Consider the following 21,004-nt stretch of genomic DNA (forward strand, 5'->3'; position numbering starts at 1 on the left):
ACTCACGTTGACCGCCCCGACGACGGGCATCCTGCCTGCGTCGTGAGTGGTCCGGAGGAGTGCCGGACCGGCACCACTCGCGTCGCCCCCGGGAGGCCGGGCAGCTCGACGTGGTGGGGCTGGCCCGCGAGGGGTCGGAGCCAGGCCGGCGCGCCGCCGAGGAGACCTGACCGTGCCCGGTTCGCCGAACCCGGCGGACCGCACGGTTTGCCACGCAAGGATTCCCGCCGCTGGTTACCACCACGGCGGGCACGAACAGAAAGGGCCCCTGCGCGGCCGCGTCGTGACCGGTGAGAACCGGCAGACGCGCCCGGGGGCGGAGGAGACACATGTCGAACGCGGACACACCCGCCGATCAGACCGGCGGGAATACCGCCGCACCCGTGACCAGTCAGCTGGGTGAGCTGCCGCCGCGCATTCGCGTGCACGCGCTGGCCAAGCTGCTGGGCTCCAGCAGCCGCGACCTGCTCGCCAAGCTGGCCGAGCTGGGCGAGAGCCCCCGCAGCGCGCAGTCGAGCGTGACCCGCGAGGTCGCGTTCAAGGTGGCCGAGGCGCTCGTCCCGGCCGAAGCGGCCGAGAGCGCGCCCGAGGTCACCGCGGCCACCGAGAGAACTGCGGCCCCCGAGGCCACCGAGGTCACTGAGCAGCCGGCTCAGCCCGAACCCGTCCAGGCCGAAAGCGCCGAGACCACCGAGACAACCGAGACTGCCGCGGCCACCGCGGCCACCGAGCAGCCCGCCGAAGAGCAGGCCGCCCCCGTACAGCGCGAGCCGCGCCGCCGCGTCCGCCGGGCCGCCGTGCCCGCGGTCGTCGTGAGCGACCCGCCCGCGGAGGTCGAGTCCGAGGAGCCGGCGCAGGCCAAGCGCCCGGTGCACGTGCCGGTGTTCGCCGCGCCGTCGCCGGTCTTCCTGCCGCCGGAGCCCGAGCCTGCTGGCGAGCGGCCCACGCGCAGCCGGCCCGAGCCGGTGTTCGGCGTCGGCCCGAAGCCGGTCACCGAGGAAGCGCCGGCCGAGGACGAGCAGGCCGAGGACACCACGGGCGAGGACGCCGACGACCGCTCCGACGACGACGAAGACGGTGCGGCCGGTCGGCGCCGGCGTCGTCGCGGCCGCCGTGGCCGCGGCCGGGGCAAGGGCGGCGACGAGGGCGGCGCCGAAGACGACGAGGCCGCCGACGAGCCGGACCGCAAGCGCGGCTCGGCGAAGCAGGACGAGAAGCAGGACGCCAAGCCCGAGAAGCAGGCCGACAAAGCCGACTCCGAGCAGGGCGAGGCGACCGAGTCCGAGGACTCGTCCGCCGATGCCGATGCCGACGCCGACGGTGGCAGCCGCCGCCGGCGCCGTCGCCGCCGTCGCAAGGGCGGGGATGACGACGGGTCCGAGGCGACCACCGACGACCCGCCCAACACCGTCACCCACGTGCGCCAGGCCAAGGCCGAGCAGCCCGAGCGCCCGGCGCGCGACGAGGTGCGCAGCGTCCGCGGCTCCACGCGCCTGGAGGCCAAGCGCCAGCGCCGCCGCGACGGCCGCGAGGCCGGCCGCCGCCGCGCCCCGATCCTGTCGGAGGCCGAGTTCCTCGCCCGCCGCGAGTCGGTGGAGCGCACGATGGTCGTCGCCGAGAAGGGCGACTCCACGCAGATCGGCGTGCTCGAGGACGGCGTGCTCGTGGAGCACTTCGTCACCTCGGCCGGCACCGGCTCGATCGTGGGCAACGTCTACCTCGGCCGTGTGCAGAACGTGCTGCCGAGCATGGAGGCCGCCTTCATCGACATCGGCCGCGGCCGCAACGCCGTGCTCTACGCCGGCGAGGTCGACTGGGACGCCGCCGGCCTGGAGGGCAAGGCCCGCAAGATCGAGCAGGCCCTGTCCACCGGCGACAGCGTGCTCGTGCAGGTCACGAAGGATCCGGTCGGGCACAAGGGCGCCCGGCTGACCACGCAGATCTCCCTGCCCGGCCGGTTCCTGGTCTACGTGCCCGCCGGCGGGGCCACGGGCATCTCGCGCAAGCTGCCGGAGAACGAGCGGCGCCGGCTCAAGGACATCCTCAAGCGGATCGTCCCCGAAGACGCGGGCGTGATCATCCGCACCGCATCGGAGGGCATCAGCGAGGAGGAGCTCGACCGCGACGTCCGGCGCCTCAAGGTGCAGTGGGACGTCATCAAGGAGAAGGCCGACGCCGGTGCCGCCAAGAAGGGCGGCGCGCCGACCATGCTCTACGAAGAGCCCGACCTGCTGGTGAAGGTCGTGCGCGACCTGTTCACCGAGGACTTCGCCAAGCTCGAGGTGCAGGGCGGCAAGGCGTTCGACACGATTCACTCGTACGTGGAGCATGTGGCCCCGGACCTGGCCGACCGGCTCAAGCGCTACACCGGCACCGGCGACGTGTTCGCCGACCACCGGATCGACGAGCAGATCACGAAGGCGCTCGACCGCAAGGTCTGGCTGCCCTCGGGCGGTTACCTCGTCATCGACCGCACCGAGGCGATGACGGTGATCGACGTCAACACCGGCAAGTTCACCGGCTCGGGCGGCAACCTCGAGGAGACGGTGACGCGCAACAACCTGGAGTCGGCGGAGGAGATCGTCCGCCAGCTGCGGCTGCGCGACATCGGCGGCATCATCGTGATCGACTTCATCGACATGGTGCTCGAGTCCAACCGTGAGCTGGTGCTGCGCCGCCTCACCGAATGCCTCGGCCGCGACCGCACGCGTCACCAGGTCGCCGAGGTCACGTCGCTGGGTCTCGTGCAGATGACGCGCAAGAAGATCGGCACGGGCCTGCTCGAGGCGTTCTCCACGCCGTGTGAGCACTGCAAGGGCCGCGGGGTCATCGTGTCCACCGAGCCGCAGCGCACCGGTGGCGGCGGCAACGGCGGCGGCAACCACAGCAACGGCGGCGGGGACACCAAGAGCTCCCGGCGTTCGCGGGGCCGCGGCAAGAGCGACGAGCAGCAGGCCGAGCACACCAAGGTCGTGGAGCCGGCCCCGGCGCCCACGCCCGAGCAGCGCGAGTCCGTGGTGTCGGCCGTGCAAGCGATGGTGAACGCGTCGAAGGCGGCTTCCCACAAGGGCGAGCACGAAGGCGAGCCGGAGCCGCACGTCGCGGACGAGCCGAAGCCGCTGGCCGAGGCCGTGAAGACGGTGGAGACGGCGCAGGAGACGGCGGCCCCGGCCGCCGAGACCCCGGCGCCGGCCGCCGAGGGAGCTGCTCAGCCGGCTGAGACGGTTGAGCAGACCGAGGTTGCCGAGACCGCTGAGGCGGCTGCGTCGACTTCGGGCACCGAATCCGAGGTCGACGTGCCGGCTCCGGCCACGCGACCCACCCGGCGCCGGTCGCGCCGGGCGGCGTCGCGTCCGGCGGGGCCGCCAGTGCACGCCTCGGAGCAGAGCTGATAGACCACGTAGGGGACCCCGGTGTCCATCCACCGGGGAACCTCACGTAACCTGTAGTACGGCCTGCCACCAGAGCAGGCCGCTGCGCGAGCACCTGGACCGCCTTCGGGCGGGCCGTCCGCGCCAGCCCCCCACCCGATTGCCTAGTAGTTACAGGGCCGAGTTAATGCAGGAGACTTCCGTGTCGGCGTACGCGATCGTCAAGACCGGCGGCAAGCAGTACAAGGTGGCCGTCGGCGACGTCGTCGAGGTCGAGAAGCTCGAGGGCGAGCCGGGCACCGAGCACACCTTCCCCGCCGTGCTGTTCGTGGACGGTGGCGAGGTCACCACGGACGCCGACGCGTTGGCGAAGGTCTCGGTCACCGGCAAGGTCGTGGAGCAGACCAAGGGTCCGAAGATCCGGATCCACAAGTTCAAGAACAAGACCGGCTACCACAAGCGCCAGGGTCACCGGCAGAAGCTGACCCGCGTCGAGGTCACCGGTATCTCCAAGTAGTTCTTCGGATCTTCGTAGTCTTCAGAAAGAGGCTTGAGCGATGGCTCACAAGAAGGGTGCGTCCAGCTCCCGCAACGGTCGTGACTCCAACGCCCAGCGACTGGGCGTGAAGCGCTACGGCGGCCAGGAGGTGAACGCCGGCGAGATCCTGATCCGCCAGCGTGGCACCAAGTTCCACCCCGGCGTGAACGTCGGCCGTGGCGGCGACGACACGTTGTTCGCGCTCGCCGCCGGTGCGGTCGAGTTCGGTACCAAGCGTGGCCGCAAGACGGTCAACATCGTGCCGACCGCTGCCGTCGAAGCCTGATTTTCAGCTTCCTCAGCACGCACGAGTTTCCGACGAGGGGTGGAGCCGGAATATCCGGCGCCACCCCTCGTTTGTGTTGTCCGACAGTTTTTTCTTCGCGAGTGAAGTGAGGCAGTGCCATGGCGTCCCGGTTCGTGGACCGCGCGGTGATCCACCTGACCGCCGGTGACGGGGGCAACGGCTGTGCCTCCGTGCACCGCGAGAAGTTCAAGCCCCTGGGGGGTCCGGACGGCGGCAACGGGGGCAACGGCGGCGACGTCACGCTCGTCGTCGACTCCAACGTCCACACCCTGCTCGACTTCCACTTCCGCCCCCACGCCCGCGCCGGCAACGGCAAGATGGGTCAGGGCAGCAACCGCAACGGTGCCGCCGGCGAACCGTTGGAGATGCGCGTGCCGTCCGGCACCGTCGTCTTCACCGAGGACGGCGAGCTCGTGGCCGACCTCGTGTCGCCCGGCACCACGTTCATCGCGGCCCAGGGCGGCCGCGGCGGGCTCGGCAACGCGGCCCTGGCGTCGAAGGCCCGCAAGGCCCCCGGGTTCGCGCTGCTGGGCGAGCCCGGCGAGTCGCGCAACCTGGTGCTCGAGCTGCGTTCGGTCGCCGACGTCGGCCTCCTCGGCTTCCCCAGCGCGGGCAAGTCGTCGCTGATCTCCGTGCTCTCGGCCGCGAAGCCGAAGATCGCCGACTACCCGTTCACGACACTCGTGCCGAACCTCGGCGTGATCACCGCCGGCTCCACCGTGTTCACGATGGCCGACGTGCCGGGCCTGATCCCGGGCGCGTCGGAGGGCAAGGGCCTGGGGCTGGACTTCCTGCGCCACATCGAGCGCTGTGCCGTGCTGGTGCACGTGGTCGACTGCGCGACGCTGGAGCCGGGCCGCGACCCGGTGTCCGATGTGGACGCTCTGGAAGAAGAGCTCGCGAAGTACACCCCGGGCCTGGGCGGCAAGCTCGACGAGCGCCCGCGCGTGGTGGTGCTGAACAAGATCGACGTGCCGGAAGCCGCCGAGCTGGCCGAGTTCGTGCGGCCCGAGTTCGAGGCCCGCGGCCTGCAGGTGTTCGAGGTCTCGACGGCCTCGCGCAAGGGCCTGCGGGAGCTCACCTTCGCGCTGGCGAAGGTCGTGGAGGAGTACCGCGAGGCGCAGCCGGTGCTGGAGCAGCAGCGCATCGTGCTGCACCCGCTGGCCATCGACGACAGTGGCTTCACCGTCTCGGCCGATCCCGAGGAAGAAGGCGCGTTCATCGTGCGCGGTGCCCGGCCCGAGCGCTGGATCCGGCAGACGAACTTCGCCAACGACGAGGCCGTCGGTTACCTCGCCGACCGGCTCAACCGGCTCGGCGTCGAAGAAGCGCTCGCGAAGCAGGGGGCGAAGCCGGGCAGCCCGGTCACGATCGGCGACGTGCAGTTCGAGTGGGAGCCCTCGTCGCCCGGCGTCGCGGTGCACCTATCCGGACGCGGCACGGACGTGCGGCTGGAGAAGAGTGACCGCGTCGGCGCGGCGGAGCGCAAGGAAGCCCGGCGGATCCGTCGCGACGGGACGGGGGAGGACGAGTCGGTCTCCGACGCGGACTCCGACGACGCCGGCTTCGCGGACGACTTCGACGACGATCTGGAGGAACTGGACCGGTGAGCGGTACGCGCGTCGAGATCGCCGAAGCTCGCAGGCTCGTCGTCAAGGTCGGTTCGTCCGCGCTCACGACCGCCGGCAGCGGCCTGGACGTCAAGCGGCTCCACGCGCTGGTCGACGCCATCGCGGCGCGCGTGGCCCGCGACTGCCAGATCGTGCTCGTGTCCTCGGGCGCGATCGGTGCGGGGTTGGCGCCGCTGTCGCTCGGCAAGCGCCCGCGTGACCTGGCGACGAAGCAGGCCGCGGCGAGCGTCGGGCAGCTCGCGCTGGCCCACGCGTACGCGGAGTCGTTCGGCCGGTACTCGCTCACCGTCGGCCAGGTTCTGCTGACGTCGGACGACGTGGTGCGCCGCGCGCACTACCGCAACGCGCAGCGCACCTTCTCGCGGCTGCTCGCCCTCGGCGCCGTGCCCGTGGTGAACGAGAACGACACCGTGGCCACACAGGAAATCCGCTTCGGCGACAACGACCGCCTCGCCGCCCTCGTCGCCCACCTCATCGGCGCCGACGCACTGATCCTTCTGTCCGATGTGGATGGTCTCTACGACGGCGACCCCCGCGACGGTGCCACGCGCAAGATCGCCGAGGTGCTGAGTGAGTCCGATGTGGAGGGCATCTCCGTCGGCATGTCCTCCTCGGGCCTCGGCACGGGCGGCATGGTCTCGAAGCTCGCGGCCGCCCGCACCGCCGCGGGCGCCGGCATCCCCGTGCTGCTCGCGGCCGCCGTCGACGCCGCGGGCGCACTCGGCTCGGCCGACGTCGGCACGGTCTTCGCCCCGGCCGACACCCGCCTGTCCGCGCGCCGCTTCTGGCTCGGCTACGCCGCCGACTCGTCCGGCCGCCTCCGTCTCGACGACGGTGCCGTGGCCGCGATCCTGCGCCGCCGTTCGCTGCTGGCGGCCGGCATCACCGGCGTGACCGGCAAGTTCGAGGCGGGCGACGTCGTCGACCTCGTTGACGCGAAGGACGTCCCGGTCGCGCGCGGCGTGGTGGCGTTCGACGCGAGCGAGCTGCCGGACCTGATCGGCCGGTCGAGCCACGAGGTCCCCGTGGAGCACCGCCGTGAGGTCGTCCACGCGGACGATCTCGTGCCACTTCGCCGTTGAACGACACGGACGCGTCGATACCTGCCGCGACGCGTGCCCGGTGTGACCGCGTTTTCGGCGGCACCGGGCATTGCCAGGGCGCGGGCCGGCCCGATCGCCGCGAACAAGCGCGCCATCTGCGACTACTTGCGGGAGCACGGCGGAGCCGTTCGACGCCCGTCGTGATCGAGCGCCTGCTGACGGGCATGGAAACTGGGAAGACCTGGGCCCGCTTCGCCGGCGCGGTCTTCGACTACTACGCCTGGGACCGCGACCGCGCCCAGGCTCACGCTCTGGCGGCAGCTGGAAAGCCCTGAACCGACCGCCCGCGATCGGGAGTCCTTCGGCGCCAGCTCGCCGAAATGCGCGCTTCGCCTCCCGACCGACGACGCGATCGAGTCCACGAACCCTCAGCCCTGATCCGAGCCCTCCACTACACGGCGATCCTCTACCCGGCGCGGCGCTCGGCTTCCACCACCGACCCGGCGCGACTACAGGCCGCCGTCGTGGCCGCGGTAGGGCAGCCGAGCCCGCCGTGGCGTGGGGACCGGACTGACGGCGGCCCGGCGTTGCGGGGAGGCCTCCCTTGTCGAGTCGGCGCGCCTCCGGGCCGTGGTGGGGTGGCTGCCTGTGCTGTGGCACGGGAGGCGGACTGACGCCGCCGAGTCCGGTTGACCGAAGGGCGGTCAGGGGATTGCCGAGTGGCTGGGTGTTCCTCGCGCAGATCTCCGGCGCGGGGCCGTGTCGGCTGTCGTGGCTGCGGTGGGGTGGCTGAGCGTGCCGTGGCGCGGGAACCCGGGCTGACGGTGCCGGTCGGTGCGGTGAGCCGGTGTTCGGGCGGGGTTTGCCGAGTGGCTGGGTGTCCCTTGTGCATTGTGGGAGATCTCCGGCGCTGGCCGCGTCGGCTGTCGTGCCGCGGTGAGGTAGCTGAGCGTGCTGGGGCCGAAACCCGGGTTGACTGAGATTCCGGTGGGCTGGGAAGCAGGGGCGGGGCCGCGCAGCTGGGCATCTCACTCTCCGAGCCCGACCACGAAGCGCCGCGGCCGTCTGACTGCCGTGGAAACCCGCGCCACGGCGGGACTTGGGCCATGATCACGGCTCAAGTCCCGCGGGGCATCAGAGCGTGATCAACCGCGCGCCGCCGTCGGTTCCAGGACGGTGCCGGTCGTGGTCCGGTTGGTGGCCGCGAACACCACGGCTTCGGCCACGTCGTCGGCGGGCGCGACCTGCCGCGTCGGCAGGGCGGAAGCGACCTGCGCGCTGCTCGCCTGCTCGCCGCCCGCACGCCGGTGGGCCCGGAGGTGGCCGACGAGCTGGTGGCGCTGATCGTCAGGGCTTGAGCGCCCGCACGATGCGGGCGAGCTGCTCCGCGTAGCCGTCGGCGAACTCCGCCGAGCCCGGGTCCTGGCCGGTGAGTGCTCGGACGACGCGCGGGAACGCGAGCGATGCGCTGGCCGCGGCCATCAGCGCGAGCATCAGCGCCGCCGGGTCGACGTCGGCCGGGAAGTCGCCGGCTGCCTGACGCGCGCGGACGTAGCCGAGCTGACGCTGCAGGAACTCGCGCTGGGCTTCGACGCCGACGGCGTCCGGCTCGCCGTCGGTGAGGTTCTCCCAGAGGAACAGGCGGCCGAGGTCGGCGTCGGCGAGACCCGAGCGCACGAACTCGGCGGCGACGTCCGCGAGCTCCCGATCCGGTGCGGCGATCGTGGTGAAGCTGTCGAATACCGGGCGGTTCAGCTCGGTGTACAGGCCTTCCTTGCCGCCGAAGTAGTACGAGATCAGCTGCTTGTTCACGCCCGCCCGCGCGGCGATCTCGCCCACGCGCGCCGCCGCGTAGCCCTTGCTGCCGAACTCCACCTTGGCCGCCTCGATGATGCGCGCCTTTGTGCGCTCGGGGTCGCGCTGACGTTCGCGCGGCGCACGGCGAGGGCTGTTCTCGGGCACAGGATCAGCCTAGCCGATGACTCAATCATCCTTTCGGTTGACTTAATCATCTCTACGGATAATTATGGGATGGTCCGAGAGGGGAAGACCATGAACTTGCGAGTTGCCGTCGTCGGCGGCGGGACGGGTGGCCTGTGCCTGGCCCACGGCCTGGTCCGCGCGGGCGTAGAGGTGGCCGTGTACGAACGCAGCCGCACGCGGACCGAGCGGCTGCAGGGTTATCGCGTGCACATCGATCCACACGGGGCGGCCGCGTTGCACGAGTGCCTGCCGCCCGACGCGTGGCAGAGATTCCTTTCGGTGACAGGGGAAAGTGCCCACGAGTTCGCGTTCGTCACGGAGCGGCTGCGTGAGCTCGCGGTGGTGCGCGAACCCGCCGCCGCGGATCCGGCCGCCGCGCACCACTCCGTGAGCCGGATCTCGCTGCATCAGGTGCTCTCGACGGGACTCGACGGAATCCTTTGGCACGACAAGGAGTTCGTGCGGTACGAGGCCGGGCCGAAGGCTGTGACGCTGTCCTTCGCCGACGGCACGACAGCCGAGGCCGACCTGGTGATCGGCGCGGACGGCGCGAGCTCCCGCGTCCGCGCGCAGCTGCTGCCGCACGCGCGGCGGGTGGACACCGGCATCGTCACGATCGTCGGCAAAACCCCGGTTTCCGAGGCGGGGGACCGCTTCAAGGCCGGACCGGTCTACGTCGTGGCGCCGCCCGGGTGCGGCATGTTCACGGCGCCGCACCTGTTCCCCGAGGTCGCGGTCAACGACGAAACGGCCGAATTGGACTCCGTGCTGTTCGACAACTCCCGCAGCTACGTGATGTGGGCGTACGGCTCCCGCCGGCTGTCCACATCGGACACCAACCTGCGCGACGCGGCGCTGTCCTCGATCCACGGCTGGCATCCCGACCTGGTCCATCTGGTCGAGAGCTCACCCGAAGCGTCCGTGAGCCGGCTGCCGATCCTCACGTCGGTGCCGGTCAAGCCGTGGGAGGCCGGCCCGGTGACGCTGCTCGGCGACGCGGTGCACAGCATGACGCCGTTCCGCGGCATCGGGGCCAACACGGCGCTGCGCGACGCGCAGTTGTTGTGCCGCAACCTTTCCGCAGGCAGTGACGTGCGTGTGGCCGTGGGGGAGTACGAGCGCGAGATGCGGAAGTACGGGTTCAGGGCCGTCCGGACGTCGGCGCGCAGTGCCGAGCAGTTCGTGTCGGAGAGCCGGCTCGGCCGCGTGGCGGCGCGGGGAATGTTCCGCGCGATGGGTGCGGTGGCGAAGCTGCGGGGTTGAGGCTGGGGTGCCCCAACCCCGCCACGGGTCAGAGCCGGCGCGGCGCTTCGATGCCGAGCAGTTCCAGGCCGAGCACGAGCGTGCGCGAAGTGAGGGCGGCCAGCTGCACCCGCGAGGCCCGCAGCTCCGGTGTCTCGGCGGTGAGGACCGGGCACTGCTCGTAGAAGCGGGAGAATGTCACGGCCGTCTCGTAGAGGTACGTGCACAGCTTGTGCGGCGCGTACGCGCTGGTCGCCGAGCGGAGTGCCTCACCGAACCGCAGCAGCGTGAGAGCGAGGGCGCGTTCGGCCGGCTCGGCCAACGTGGCCGGCGCGCCGGTGCTCTGGTCACCCGCCTTCGCGAGGATCGACTCGATCCGCGCGTGCGCGTACTGCAGGTAGACCGACGTGTTGCCGTCCTTGGCCAGCATGCGATCCCAGTCGAACACGTAGTCGCGCTCGCGGTCGCCGGAGAGGTCGGCGTACTTCACCGCGCCGATGCCGACGGCACGCGCCACCTCGCGTTGTTCGGCCTCGCTGAGTTCACTGCGTTCGGCGACGACCTCGGCGGCCTGCGCGACGGCCTCGGCCAGCAGGTCGGCGAGCTTGATCGTCTCACCGGCGCGGGTGCGCATCACCTTGCCGTCCGCGCCGAGCACGGAGCCGAAGCCGATGTGTTCGGCGTGTACGCCGTCCAGCCAACCCGCGGCGCGGCAGACCGCGAAGAGCATCGCGAAGTGCTGGGCCTGCGGCGTGCCGACGACGTAGAGCAGGTCGGTGGCGCCGCGTTCGGTGGTCCAGTACTTCGCGGTGGCGAGGTCGGTGGCCGCGTAGCCGTAGCCGCCGTCGCGTTTGCGGACGATCAGCGGCAGCCGGTCACCTTCGCGGTTGTGGAAGCCTTCGGGGAACACACAGACGGCGCCGTCGCTGAGCTCGGTGAGCCCGTCGGCCTCGAGCTCGTCGACGACCTTGGCGAGGTAGGGGTTGTAGAAGCTCTCGCCGTAGATGTCGGCGTCGGTGAGCGTGATGCCGAGCAGGTGGTAGACCTCGTTGAAGTGGCGGGTGGACTCGTCGACGAGCCCCTGCCACGTGGCGAGCGTCTCGGCGTCGCCGCTCTGCAGCTTCACGACGCGCTCGCGCGAGCGGGTGGCGAACGCTTCGTCGGAGTCGAACTTTCGGCGCGCGGCTTGGTAGAACTCGTTGAGGTCGCCAATGCCGCTGGGCCCGGCGGGCGGTTCGTCGAGCAGGTGCTCGATGAGCATGCCGAAGGGGGTGCCCCAGTCGCCGAGGTGGTTGTGGGGCAGCACTTCGTGGCCGGCGAAGCGCAGCAGCCGCACGATCGCGTCGCCGATCACCGACGAGCGCAGGTGACCGACGTGCATTTCTTTCGCGACGTTCGGGCTGCTGTAGTCCAGTGCGATGCGCCGCGGTTCCGTGGCGGGCTCGACGCCGAGCCGCGGGTCGCTGCCGAGCGCGTTGACGCGGTCTTCGAGCCATTCGCGGCGGAGCACGAAGTTGAGGAAGCCGGGTCCGGCGATCTCCGGCGGCTCGGCGAGGTCGGTGATCTCGAGGTGCTCGACGATGGCCGCGGCGACTTCGCGAGGCGGGCGGCCGAGGCGTTTGCCCAGGCTCATCGCGAGGTTGCACTGGTAGTCCACGCCGTCGCGGGTCGAGACGGCGATGAGCGCGTCGGCCGGGGCGATGTCGACGTCGAGCGCGCGGTGGAGGGCGTCCACCACGCGTCGTGCGAGTTCCTCACTAACCTCGGGCTTGCGCACGGTGTCCCTCCTTCTTCGCGTAGTCGATTCGCCGCAGCGTAGCGACTCGGCCGGAGCGGGCTCGAAGGGATTACCGCAGTTCGCTGCCCTTCGTTTCGGGCAGGCGCAGCACCACGAGGAACGCGATGGCCGCGGCGACCGCGACGTACCAGAAGAACGCCGTGGCCGCGCCGGCCGCGGACAGCGCGCTGAGCACCAGGGGCGCGGTCCCGCCGAAGAGGGCGACGGTGAGGTTGTACCAAGCTCCGATGCCCAGCCCGCGCAGCTCGGTGGGGAAGAGCTCGCTCATGATCGCGGGCGCCAGCGACGTCATCGCCGTGTAGAGCCCCAGCCCCACGCAGAACACCACGAGCAGCCCGCCGAGCCCGGGCCGCACGAGGAACGACAACGGCACGATCACCAATGCGGTCGCACCCGACCACACGAGCAGCTGCGGCCGGCGTCCGGCGCGGTCGGCGAGCGCGCCCATCGGGTATTGCAGCGCGACGAACAGCGCGGTGGCGATCGAGAGCGCGAGGAACACGTCGACGTCGCTCGCCCCGCGCGTCTTCACGGCGAATGAGGTGAGGGCGCTGAAGAAGGTGTAGTAGCACAGCGTGGACAGCATCGTGAAGCCCACGAGCTGCCCGACGGCCTTGGGGTGGTGCGTCAACGTGGTCAGCAACGGCCGCTCGACGCGTCGCGCCTGCTCCTTCTTCTGTTCGAACAGCTCGGTTTCCGCGAGACTCCGCCGCAACCACAGCCCGACCAGCCCCAGCACACCGCCCAGCAGGAACGGGATCCGCCAGCCGAACGACGCGAGCTGCGCCTTGTCCATCGTCCGCGCCAGCACGAACCCCAGCACGGTCGCGATCAGCACCGCCGACCCGGTGGAGATGTAGAAGAACGACGAATACCGGCCGCGCCTCTTCGCCGGCGCGATCTCCCCCAGGTACGCCGACGCGTTCGACACCTCGCCACCCAGCGAAAGCCCCTGCGCCACCCGCGCCACGAGCAGCAGCACCGGCGCGAGCCAGCCGACCTGCGCGAACGTCGGCAGCACCCCGATCGCCACCGACCCGCCCGCCATGAGCGCGATGGTCAGGATCATCGCGGGCTTACGTCCGTGCACGTCCGCGAACCGCCCGAGCAGCACCCCGCCCAGCGGCCGGAAGAAAAACGCGAGCGCGTAGGTGGCGAACGTGTTGATCAAGGCCAGCGCTTCGTTGCCGGAGGGGAAGAACGCGCCCGCGAAGTAGATGCTGAACGTCGCGTAGATCGTCCAGTCGAACCACTCCAGCGCATTCCCGGCACTGGCGGCGAACAACTTCCGCACCGGCAACCGGTGCCTCGTCGCGACCTCCGCCGTCGATCCGGCCATGGCGACCTCCACCTCCCGCTCGGGTGGAAGGGCACTGTGCCAGAAATGCCCGGAGATCGGTAGTTCTTCACCGACTGGAAGTGGATTTGGTCGGACGGCCTGGGTGGCCTGGACCCGTGGTCGCGGCCGTGCTTCCCGGGTCAGGCGGTGCTGGCCGAATCCAAGCGCAACGCTGCGTTCGCGCGCTCCGTCAGCCCGGCCGTGGCTATTGGCGGTGGTGGTGGCCGCCGGCTGCCGACTGCGGGCCGGTTGCCCCGTGCGCGTGGGCAGCCGTTGTGGGCAGGCGGCGACTTTGTGTGTCTCGGGCCCGCGTGGTTCGTCCGGGTTGTGGGCGGGTCAGGAGGTGCTGGCGGAACCGAAGGCCAAGAGCGCCTTCGCGCGCTCCGTCAGCCCCGGCCGTGGCTGCTGGCGGCGGTGGCTGAACGGCTGCCGGTTGCGGGCCGGTTGCCCCGTGCGCATTGCTGCCGTCGCGGGGCAGGCGGCGACTTTGTGTGTCTCGGTTCCCGCGCGGCTCGTCCGGGGCGTGCGGGAGGTCAGGAAGTGCTGGCCAAACCGAAGGGCAACACCGCCTTCGAACCGGCCTTGCGGAGGAGGCGGGCCGCCAGGGTCATCGTCCAGCCGGTGTCGATGACGTCGTCCACGAGGAGGATGGGGCCGGGGGTCTCGGCAATGCGGGTGGCGACGTCGCCGGGCAAGGAGAGACGCTGCCAGAGGTCGGCGAGGCGCTGGGCGCTGTTGGCCTGCCGCGGGGGCGGGCCGGCGGAGTCCAGCGTGCCCAGGTGCTCCAAGCGGCCGATGGTGGCGAGCCGCTCCGCCAGGTTCGCCACCAGCACCGGCCGCGTTGCCGAGGGCACGGCCACGACGGCCGTCGGGCGCTCCGCCCACGGCCACGCCGCCAGGACCTTCACGCAAGCCTGGAACACCGACTCCGGGACCACGTCGTCGACCGCGCCCGGCCCGACTAGCTCGCGCAGCCGCGAGCCCCAGCCGACGTCGGTGAGGCGGCCCAGCACCTGGCCCGGCTCGGCCTGCTCGGTGGCGGCGATGCGGCCCGACAACGGCACGTCGAGTCGCTTCATCCCGCTGGGCCACTGCTTGCGCGGAGCCACCTCGACGCCCGGCCGGTCCAGCCGCTCGCGCGTCGCGCCCACGACCTCCTCCGACACCGCCGTGTCCCAGTGCTGCCCGGTGCAGTTGTCGCAGCGGCCGCACGGCGCCGCGTCCGGGTCGTCGAGCTGGCGGCGCAGGTACTCCATGCGGCAGCCGGTCGTGGAAAGGTAGCCGAGCATCGCCGACTGCTCGGCCTCGCGCGCTTTCGCGACCCGGGCGTAGCGGTCGCGGTCGTACTGCCACTCCTGGCCCGTGCTCTCCCAGCCGCCGCGCACACGCCGGACCGCGCCGTCGACGTCGAGTACCTTCAGCACCATCTCCAGCCGCGAGCGCGACAGTTCCACGGTCGGCTCCAGCGCGGCTGTCGACAGTGGACGGTCGGCGTACGCGAGCGAGTTCAGCACCTGCGACACCCGCAGCTCGTCGGGGAAAGCCAGCGAGCCGAAGTACGCCCAGATCGCCTTGTCCTCGCGGCCCGGCAGCAGCACGACCTCCGCACGCTCCACGCCCCGGCCGGCGCGCCCGACCTGCTGGTAGTAGGCGATCGGCGACGACGGCGCGCCCAGGTGAACCACGAACCCGAGGTCCGGCTTGTCGAAGCCCATCCCCAGCGCCGACGTGGCCACGAGCGCCTTGACCCGGTTCGCCAGCAGGTCGTCTTCCGCGGCCTGGCGGTCGGCCGGGTCGGTCTTGCCGGTGTAGGCCGCCACCGGGTAGCCGCGCTCGCCGAGCAGCGCCGCGACGTCGTGCGCCGCCGCGACCGTGAGGGTGTAGATGATGCCGGACCCGGGCAGCTCGGCCAGGTGCTCCGCGAGCCAGGCCAGGCGCGCCTGGTCCGTCGGCAGCTCGGCCACCGCCAGCCGCAGGCTCTCGCGGTCGAGCGGACCGCGCAGCACGAGCGTGTCGCCGCCGGTGCCGATGCCCAGCTGGTCGGCGACGTCGGTGGCCACGCGGTCGTTGGCCGTCGCCGTGGTGGCCAGCACCGGCACGCCATCGGGCAGGTCGCCCAGCAGCGTGCGCAGCCGGCGGTAGTCGGGCCGGAAGTCGTGGCCCCAGTCGGAGATGCAGTGTGCCTCGTCCACCACGAGCAGCCCCGCGCTCGCGGTGAGCTTCGGCAGCACGGCGTCGCGGAAATCGGGGTTGTTGAGCCGTTCGGGACTCACCAGGAGCACGTCGACGTCGCCGGCGACCACCGCCGCCTGCACCTGGTCCCACTCCTGCGCGTTGGCCGAGTTGATCGTCGCCGCGTGGATCCCGGCGCGCGCGGCCGCCGAGATCTGGTTGCGCATGAGCGCGAGCAGGGGCGAGACGATGACGGTCGGACCGGCACCCTGCTCGCGAAGCAGGGCCGTGGCCAGGAAGTACACGGCCGACTTGCCCCACCCGGTGCGCTGCACGACGAGCGCGCGCCGGTGGTGGGCGACGAGGGCCTCGATCGCCGTCCACTGGTCTTCGCGCAGGGTCGCGGTTTCGCCGGCGAGCGCACGCAGCAGGGTCTCGGCGCGCTCGCGAAGGGCTTCGGTGGTGTCCACGTCCCCGGTCTACCCCATGCGGCCGACAGAACGGGAGCCGGACGTGGCACGAACGGACCGCTCGCGACCGAATACCTACAGTTATGTGACTCAAGTCACAATCGAGACTCGCGTCAGGCACCCCGCGTCCCCGGCGCAATCGGTGCCTCTCGGGGGAGGTGACCGGTCACCCGGCGATGCCCCCTTGACCGCCGGAGCGCGGCGCGCGGGCCCGGCCTCCACGTGGGGAGTGGGAAGGCCGGGTTCGCACGTTGCCGATCCGACCCGATGCAGGCGGGCACCCAACCGGACGCTGCCGCGTCCGGCGCCGTTCCCGCCGTTCCTGTGGTCGGATTGGTAACGAGCAGCACAGTACGCACGTCGCAGGCGGAACGGGGAGCCCTCGCGCGCCCGCGCGTATAGGCTCACCGGCTATGTCACCACGCCGGATCGGGGTCATGGGCGGCACGTTCGACCCCGTGCACCACGGTCACCTCGTTGCGGCCAGCGAGGTCCAGTCGCGCTTCGCGCTGGACGAGGTCATCTTCGTCCCCACCGGGCAGCCGTGGCAGAAGTCCGAGCGTGTCGTGACCCGCGCCGAGGACCGCTACCTGATGACGGTGATCGCCACCGCGTCCAACCCGGTGTTCTCCGTGAGCCGCGTCGACATCGACCGCGGCGGCCAGACCTACACCGTCGACACGTTGCGGGACCTGCACGAGGAGTATCCGAACGACCAGCTGTTCTTCATCACCGGCGCCGACGCGCTGGAGCAGATCCTGACGTGGCACAAGGCCGACGAGCTGTTCGACTTCGCGCACTTCATCGGCGTCACGCGCCCCGGCTACCGGCTCAACTCGCACCACCTGCCCAGCGGCAAGGTCAGCCTCGTCGAGGTCACGGCGATGGCGATCTCCTCCACCGCGTGCCGCGAGCGGGTGGAGCGGGGCGAGCCCGTCTGGTACCTCGTGCCCGACGGCGTGGTCCGCTACATCGCCAAGAAGGACCTGTACCGCAAAGACCGAGGTGAGTGACCGGGTACCCTCGTCCGGGCGTACCCCGAACCCTGAAGGAGCACTGTGGCAGCGACGTCCGAGGCACGAGAGCTGGCCGTCGCGGCCGCGCACGCGGCAGCCGACAAGCTGGCCAGCGACGTGGTCGTGCTGGACGTGTCCGACCAGCTCGTGATCACCGATGCTTTCGTGATCGCGTCCGCGCCGAACGAGCGGCAGGTCGGTGCGATCGTCGACAACGTCGAGGAGAAGCTGCGCATCGGCGGGCACAAGCCGGTGCGTCGCGAAGGTGCCCGCGAAGGCCGCTGGGTGCTGCTGGACTACGTCGACGTCGTCGTCCACGTGCAGCACCAGGAAGAGCGCTCGTTCTACGGCCTGGAGCGGCTGTGGAAGGACTGCCCGCGCATCGAGGTCGAAGGGCTCGAGCCCGCCGCCGCGGCCGATCGCGACGCCGCCGCGGACAGCGTGGACGGCCTGGACGCGTGAGCCTGAAGCGGCTGCTGCTCTGGCGGCATGGCGAGACGGACTACAACGCCGCCGGCCGCATGCAGGGTCACCTCGACTCCGCGCTGACCCCGGTCGGCTGGAACCAGGCGCGCTTCGCCGTTCCCGCGCTCGCGCGGTTCTCACCCGACCTCGTGATCGCGTCGGACCTGCACCGCGCCACCGACACGGCCACCGTGCTCACCGAAGCGATCGGCGTGCCGCTGCGCATCGACAAGCGCCTGCGCGAGACGCACCTGGGCGAGTGGCAGGGCATGACCGGCCCCGAGGTCGACGCCGCGTACCCCGGTGAGCGCGACAAGTGGCGCACCGACGCCGCGTGGGCGCCGCCGGGTGGTGAGTCCCGGGTGGACGTCGCCGGGCGCGCGGGCGAGGTCGTGAACGACCTGCTGCAGCCGAATTCCGACGCGGGCGAGTCGGTACTGCTCGCGTCACACGGTGGCCTCATCGTGGCGCTCACGGCGAAGCTGCTCGGCCTGCCGATCGAGATCTGGCCGTCGCTCGGCGGGATCATGAACTGCCACTGGGTGGAGCTCGGCCGTCGAGACGACGCTTGGCGGCTGTACGCGTACAACGCGGGGATCACCGGCTGATCGATGGGCCCGCACCTGCTCGTTTTCGGTGATTCGCTGAGCTTCCACGGTCCCGAGGGCCCCTGTGCTGCCGACGAACCACGCCTGTGGCCCAACGTCGCGGCCACCGCGCTCGACGGGCGCGCCGACGTGGTCGCCGGTATCGGCTGGACCGCGCGTGACGTGTGGTGGTCACTGACCGGAGATCCGCGCGTGTGGGCCGATCTGCACCACGTGGACGCCGTCGTGCTGGCGATCGGCAGCATGGACACGCTCCCGTCGCCCCTGCCGACCTACCTCCGCAGCGGCTTGCGTTACCTCCGTCCCGACGGTGTGCGTCGCGTCGTGCGCGGCGCGTATCTCGCCGCGCAGCCGCGGTTGTCCGTCGTGCTCCGGGGCCGGCCAGCGGTGCTGCCCGCGAAGCTGACCGTGCACTACCTCGACCTCGCCGTGGAGGCATTGCGCGTGTTGCGGCCCGAGCTGCCGATCTTCGGCATGCTGCCGTCGGTGCACCGCGCCGACGCGTACGGCCGCGTCCACACCGCCCGCCCCGCCGCGGCCGCCGCGATGGCCGCGTGGGGCGCGCGGCTGGACGTGCCGCTGCTCGATCTCCCCGCCGTCGTGGGTGACCACGTGCTCGGCGGCGCGGGCAACCCCGACGGCATGCACTGGGGCTGGGCAGGACACGAAGCAGTCGGCACGGCCATGGCGAAGCTGATGACACCGGCTTTGCGCCCCGGCCACGTAGGCTGACGGCGTGTCGGTCGCCGTGGTCACGGACTCCACCGCCCATCTGCCGGAGGGCTTCGCCGACCGGCACTCGGTGCGCGTGGTGCCCCTGCACGTCCTCGTCGACGGTGCCGTCTCCTACGACGGCACCGAGATGGGGCCCGCCTCGCTCGCGGAAGCGCTGGGGGAGCGCAAAATCGTCACCACGTCCCGGCCCACTCCCGCCGAGTTCGCGACCGTCTTCCGCGCCGCGCTCGACGACGGTGCCGAGTCCGTGGTGTCGGTGCACCTGTCCAAAGAGCTCTCCGGCACGTGGGAGGCCGCCGTGCTCGCCGCGCAGGAGGTCGGTCCGGACCTCGTACGCGTGGTCGACTCGCGCACGACCGCGATGGGGCTCGGGTTCGCCGCGCTGCACGCCGCGGTCGCCGCCACCGCCGGCAAATCGGCGGTCGATGTCGAGGCGGCGGCGGTCGACGCCGCCGGGCGCTCGTCCACGCTCTTCGTGGTCGAGACCCTCGAGCACCTCCGCCGCGGTGGCCGCATCGGGCCGGCGGCGGCGCTGCTGGGCACGGCGCTCGCGGTGAAGCCGGTGTTGCACATGTCCGAAGGGCGCATCCTTCCGTTGGAAAAGGTCCGGACCATGAACCGGGCCATGGCGCGGCTGGTCGAGCTCGCCGTGCAGGCGGCCGGCGAAGGCCCGGTCGAGCTCGCCGTGCACCACCTCGCCTCGCCGGAACGAGCCGTCGAGCTGGCCAACCGCCTGGAGGAAGCCGTGCCCGGCTGCGCCGGCGGCTGCGTGGTCTCGGAGCTGGGCGCCGTGATCGGCGCGCACACCGGGCCGGGCGTGCTCGGGGTGGTCGTGCAGCGGGAGCGGTGATCCTCCCTGGCCGGTAAGAGTTTCAGCTTTTGCCGGTGGTGAAGCCCGCAAGGAACAGCTCAAGCCACCGCGCCCGCACCGCCGGCTGAACCTCCGTCGGCGCAGTCAGGATGAGCAGGTAGAAGTCGTCGGCCGTCACGTCGTCGCGCAGCCGGCCGTTGCGCTGGGCGGCTTCGATCATCCGCGTCGTGGCCGCTCGGCTGCGGCTCTCCTGCTCGGGCGTGAGGTACTCCGCCCCGACGTTCTGCGCCGCGGCCTTCACCGCCCGGTCGGCGGCCGCCGCCTCGACGATGTGGCTCATCAGCGCCGAGATCTCGGTCATCGCGTCGGCGCCGCCGGCCACCCGCTCGGCCGCCGCCTCGATCGCCTCGGTGATCAGTTGGCTGTGCTCGCCGATCACCGCCGTGACGAGGTCGGTTTTCGTCGGGAAGTGCCGGTACAACGTGCCCACGGCGACCCCCGCGGCCTCGGCGATGGTGTCCATCGGGACGTCGGGGCCGAGCCGGGTTATCTGCTCCCGCGCCGCGTCGAGGATCTTCGTGCGGTTGCGCACCGCGTCGGCGCGCAGCGGGCGGGACGGGTCCATCGGTTCTCCGGGGTCAGCTCGCGAGGCCCCTCATGATCAGGGTGTCGAAAGCGCGGTCGGGCAGGACGCGGCGCAGGAAAATCAAGGGCTTCGCGCCGAAACCCGCAGCGTAACGGGTGCGAGGGCGCCGGGCGGTCGCAGCCTTGGCGACGGTCTTCGCGATCACGGACGGCTGGGACATCAGCCGCGCGTTGATCCCCGAGTTCATGCCCTTCGCCAGCTTCCCTGCCAGGCCCGAATAGGCGCCCTCGCCGGAGACCTCCTTCAGGTGGTCCACGGCAATGCTGCCCCACTCCGTCGCGATCGCTCCGGGCTCGACCACCACCACGTCGATCCCGAAGGGCCGCACCTCCATCCGCAGCGCGTCGGAGAACCCTTCCAGCGCGAACTTCGTGCCGTGGTACCAGGCGCCCAGCGGGGTGTAGATCTTGCCGCCCATCGAGGAGATGTTCACGATCCGGCCGGAGCGCTGTGCCCGCATCACGGGCAGCACGAGCTGGATCAGCCGCGCGGCCCCGAACACGTTCACCTCGAACTGGTAACGAGCCTCCGACAGGCGCACGTCTTCGACCGCGCCGTACGAGCCGTAGCCGGCGTTGTTCACCAGCAGATCGATCCGGCCGGACTCCGCGACGATCGCTGCCACGGCTTTCTCCACCGACTCTTCGTCCGTCACGTCCAGCGCGATCGTCCGCACCCCACGTTCGGCGAGGTCCGCCATCCGCTCCACCCTTCGCGCGGCGCCATAGACCGTGTACCCACGCTCCAGCAGCTCGCGCGCGGTGGACTCCCCGATACCTGACGACGCGCCTGTGACCAGGGCGACCTTGGGGACCAAGACCAACACCTC

General features: G+C 71.4%; 17 protein-coding genes. 11 read left to right on the forward strand and 6 right to left on the reverse strand.

Features of this window, described 5'->3' with window-relative positions:
- Positions 1 to 329 precede the first annotated feature (329 nt).
- The 5 genes from AB0F91_RS23505 (at position 330) to proB (ending at position 6,929) form a co-directional block, all read left to right on the forward strand.
- Positions 330 to 3,392, forward strand: coding sequence for a translation initiation factor IF-2 N-terminal domain-containing protein (locus AB0F91_RS23505; protein WP_360600440.1), 3,063 nt, complete (start codon positions 330 to 332; stop codon positions 3,390 to 3,392).
- A gap of 181 nt (positions 3,393 to 3,573) precedes the next feature.
- Positions 3,574 to 3,888 carry a 50S ribosomal protein L21 gene (gene rplU / locus AB0F91_RS23510; RefSeq protein ID WP_009081084.1) on the forward strand — a complete coding sequence of 105 codons (315 nt, stop codon included), beginning with the start codon at positions 3,574 to 3,576 and terminating at the stop codon, positions 3,886 to 3,888.
- Positions 3,889 to 3,928: 40 nt separating this feature from the next.
- Positions 3,929 to 4,195, forward strand: coding sequence for a 50S ribosomal protein L27 (rpmA, locus tag AB0F91_RS23515; RefSeq protein ID WP_360600442.1), 267 nt, complete (start codon positions 3,929 to 3,931; stop codon positions 4,193 to 4,195).
- Positions 4,196 to 4,314: 119 nt separating this feature from the next.
- Positions 4,315 to 5,826, forward strand: coding sequence for a GTPase ObgE (gene obgE, locus AB0F91_RS23520; RefSeq protein ID WP_360600444.1), 1,512 nt, complete (start codon positions 4,315 to 4,317; stop codon positions 5,824 to 5,826).
- Positions 5,823 to 6,929, forward strand: coding sequence for a glutamate 5-kinase (proB, locus tag AB0F91_RS23525; protein ID WP_360600446.1), 1,107 nt, complete (start codon positions 5,823 to 5,825; stop codon positions 6,927 to 6,929). The genes obgE and proB overlap by 4 nt, the downstream gene beginning before the upstream one ends.
- A 1,308-nt stretch (positions 6,930 to 8,237) precedes the next feature.
- Here proB and AB0F91_RS23530 read toward each other — a convergent pair.
- A complete protein-coding gene (locus tag AB0F91_RS23530; RefSeq protein ID WP_360600448.1) occupies positions 8,238 to 8,852 on the reverse strand; it encodes a TetR family transcriptional regulator in 615 nt (204 codons plus the stop codon).
- Between the two features lie 90 nt (positions 8,853 to 8,942).
- On the opposite strand from AB0F91_RS23530, the gene AB0F91_RS23535 reads away from it, so the two are divergent.
- The gene (locus AB0F91_RS23535) at positions 8,943 to 10,136 is read left to right on the forward strand and encodes an NAD(P)/FAD-dependent oxidoreductase (protein ID WP_360600450.1); all 1,194 of its coding nucleotides are present in this window, start codon (positions 8,943 to 8,945) and stop codon (positions 10,134 to 10,136) included.
- A gap of 28 nt (positions 10,137 to 10,164) precedes the next feature.
- On the opposite strand, the gene argS is transcribed toward AB0F91_RS23535, so the two are convergent.
- The 3 genes from argS to AB0F91_RS23550 all read right to left on the reverse strand — a co-directional run bounded on the left by argS (position 10,165) and on the right by AB0F91_RS23550 (position 15,894).
- Positions 10,165 to 11,892, reverse strand: a complete 1,728-nt coding sequence (gene argS / locus AB0F91_RS23540; protein ID WP_360600452.1) for an arginine--tRNA ligase — start codon at positions 11,890 to 11,892, stop codon at positions 10,165 to 10,167.
- A gap of 70 nt (positions 11,893 to 11,962) precedes the next feature.
- Positions 11,963 to 13,252 (reverse strand): MFS transporter, encoded by a 1,290-nt coding sequence (locus AB0F91_RS23545; RefSeq protein WP_360600454.1) that lies wholly within the window; start codon positions 13,250 to 13,252, stop codon positions 11,963 to 11,965.
- A 533-nt stretch (positions 13,253 to 13,785) separates the two neighbouring features.
- Positions 13,786 to 15,894, reverse strand: a complete 2,109-nt coding sequence (locus AB0F91_RS23550) for a RecQ family ATP-dependent DNA helicase (RefSeq protein ID WP_360600456.1) — start codon at positions 15,892 to 15,894, stop codon at positions 13,786 to 13,788.
- 413 nt (positions 15,895 to 16,307) lie between these two features.
- Between AB0F91_RS23550 and nadD the strand changes: the two genes are divergently transcribed.
- From nadD to AB0F91_RS23575, 5 genes are read left to right on the forward strand one after another with little or no spacing between them, the layout of a single operon-like run.
- On the forward strand, positions 16,308 to 16,907 hold the full coding sequence (nadD, locus tag AB0F91_RS23555; RefSeq protein WP_360600458.1) for a nicotinate-nucleotide adenylyltransferase: 600 nt from the start codon (positions 16,308 to 16,310) through the stop codon (positions 16,905 to 16,907).
- Between the two features lie 45 nt (positions 16,908 to 16,952).
- Positions 16,953 to 17,372, forward strand: coding sequence for a ribosome silencing factor (gene rsfS, locus AB0F91_RS23560; RefSeq protein ID WP_360600460.1), 420 nt, complete (start codon positions 16,953 to 16,955; stop codon positions 17,370 to 17,372).
- Entirely contained in the window at positions 17,369 to 17,983 is a 615-nt protein-coding gene (locus tag AB0F91_RS23565) for a histidine phosphatase family protein (RefSeq protein WP_360600462.1), read from the forward strand. Before rsfS ends, AB0F91_RS23565 begins: the two co-directional genes overlap by 4 nt.
- Positions 17,984 to 17,986: 3 nt before the next feature.
- Positions 17,987 to 18,715, forward strand: a complete 729-nt coding sequence (octT, locus tag AB0F91_RS23570) for a diglucosylglycerate octanoyltransferase (protein WP_360600464.1) — start codon at positions 17,987 to 17,989, stop codon at positions 18,713 to 18,715.
- Between the two features lie 4 nt (positions 18,716 to 18,719).
- On the forward strand, positions 18,720 to 19,568 hold the full coding sequence (locus AB0F91_RS23575) for a DegV family protein (RefSeq protein ID WP_360600466.1): 849 nt from the start codon (positions 18,720 to 18,722) through the stop codon (positions 19,566 to 19,568).
- A gap of 22 nt (positions 19,569 to 19,590) precedes the next feature.
- On the opposite strand, the gene AB0F91_RS23580 is transcribed toward AB0F91_RS23575, so the two are convergent.
- Both AB0F91_RS23580 and AB0F91_RS23585 read right to left on the reverse strand, forming a co-directional pair.
- Complete coding sequence (locus AB0F91_RS23580; RefSeq protein WP_360600468.1) at positions 19,591 to 20,154, reverse strand: helix-turn-helix domain-containing protein; 564 nt, start codon at positions 20,152 to 20,154, stop codon at positions 19,591 to 19,593.
- A gap of 13 nt (positions 20,155 to 20,167) precedes the next feature.
- Positions 20,168 to 20,992 carry an oxidoreductase gene (locus tag AB0F91_RS23585; protein ID WP_360600470.1) on the reverse strand — a complete coding sequence of 275 codons (825 nt, stop codon included), beginning with the start codon at positions 20,990 to 20,992 and terminating at the stop codon, positions 20,168 to 20,170.
- Positions 20,993 to 21,004: the final 12 nt, after the last annotated feature.

It is taken from the genome of Amycolatopsis sp. NPDC023774 (genome assembly GCF_040639695.1).
GTDB lineage: Bacteria > Actinomycetota > Actinomycetes > Mycobacteriales > Pseudonocardiaceae > Amycolatopsis.

What these genes read in the sequence shown, in the direction of transcription:
- AB0F91_RS23505 (WP_360600440.1), top strand. Translation starts at nt 330, where the DNA reads ATGTCGAACGCGGACACACCCGCCGATCAGACCGGCGGGAATACCGCC.
- rpmA (WP_360600442.1), top strand. Translation starts at nt 3,929, where the DNA reads ATGGCTCACAAGAAGGGTGCGTCCAGCTCCCGCAACGGTCGTGACTCC.
- obgE (WP_360600444.1), top strand. Translation starts at nt 4,315, where the DNA reads ATGGCGTCCCGGTTCGTGGACCGCGCGGTGATCCACCTGACCGCCGGT.
- AB0F91_RS23535 (WP_360600450.1), top strand. Translation starts at nt 8,943, where the DNA reads ATGAACTTGCGAGTTGCCGTCGTCGGCGGCGGGACGGGTGGCCTGTGC.
- AB0F91_RS23545 (WP_360600454.1), bottom strand. Translation starts at nt 13,252, where the DNA reads ATGGCCGGATCGACGGCGGAGGTCGCGACGAGGCACCGGTTGCCGGTG.
- nadD (WP_360600458.1), top strand. Translation starts at nt 16,308, where the DNA reads ATGTCACCACGCCGGATCGGGGTCATGGGCGGCACGTTCGACCCCGTG.
- octT (WP_360600464.1), top strand. Translation starts at nt 17,987, where the DNA reads ATGGGCCCGCACCTGCTCGTTTTCGGTGATTCGCTGAGCTTCCACGGT.
- AB0F91_RS23580 (WP_360600468.1), bottom strand. Translation starts at nt 20,154, where the DNA reads ATGGACCCGTCCCGCCCGCTGCGCGCCGACGCGGTGCGCAACCGCACG.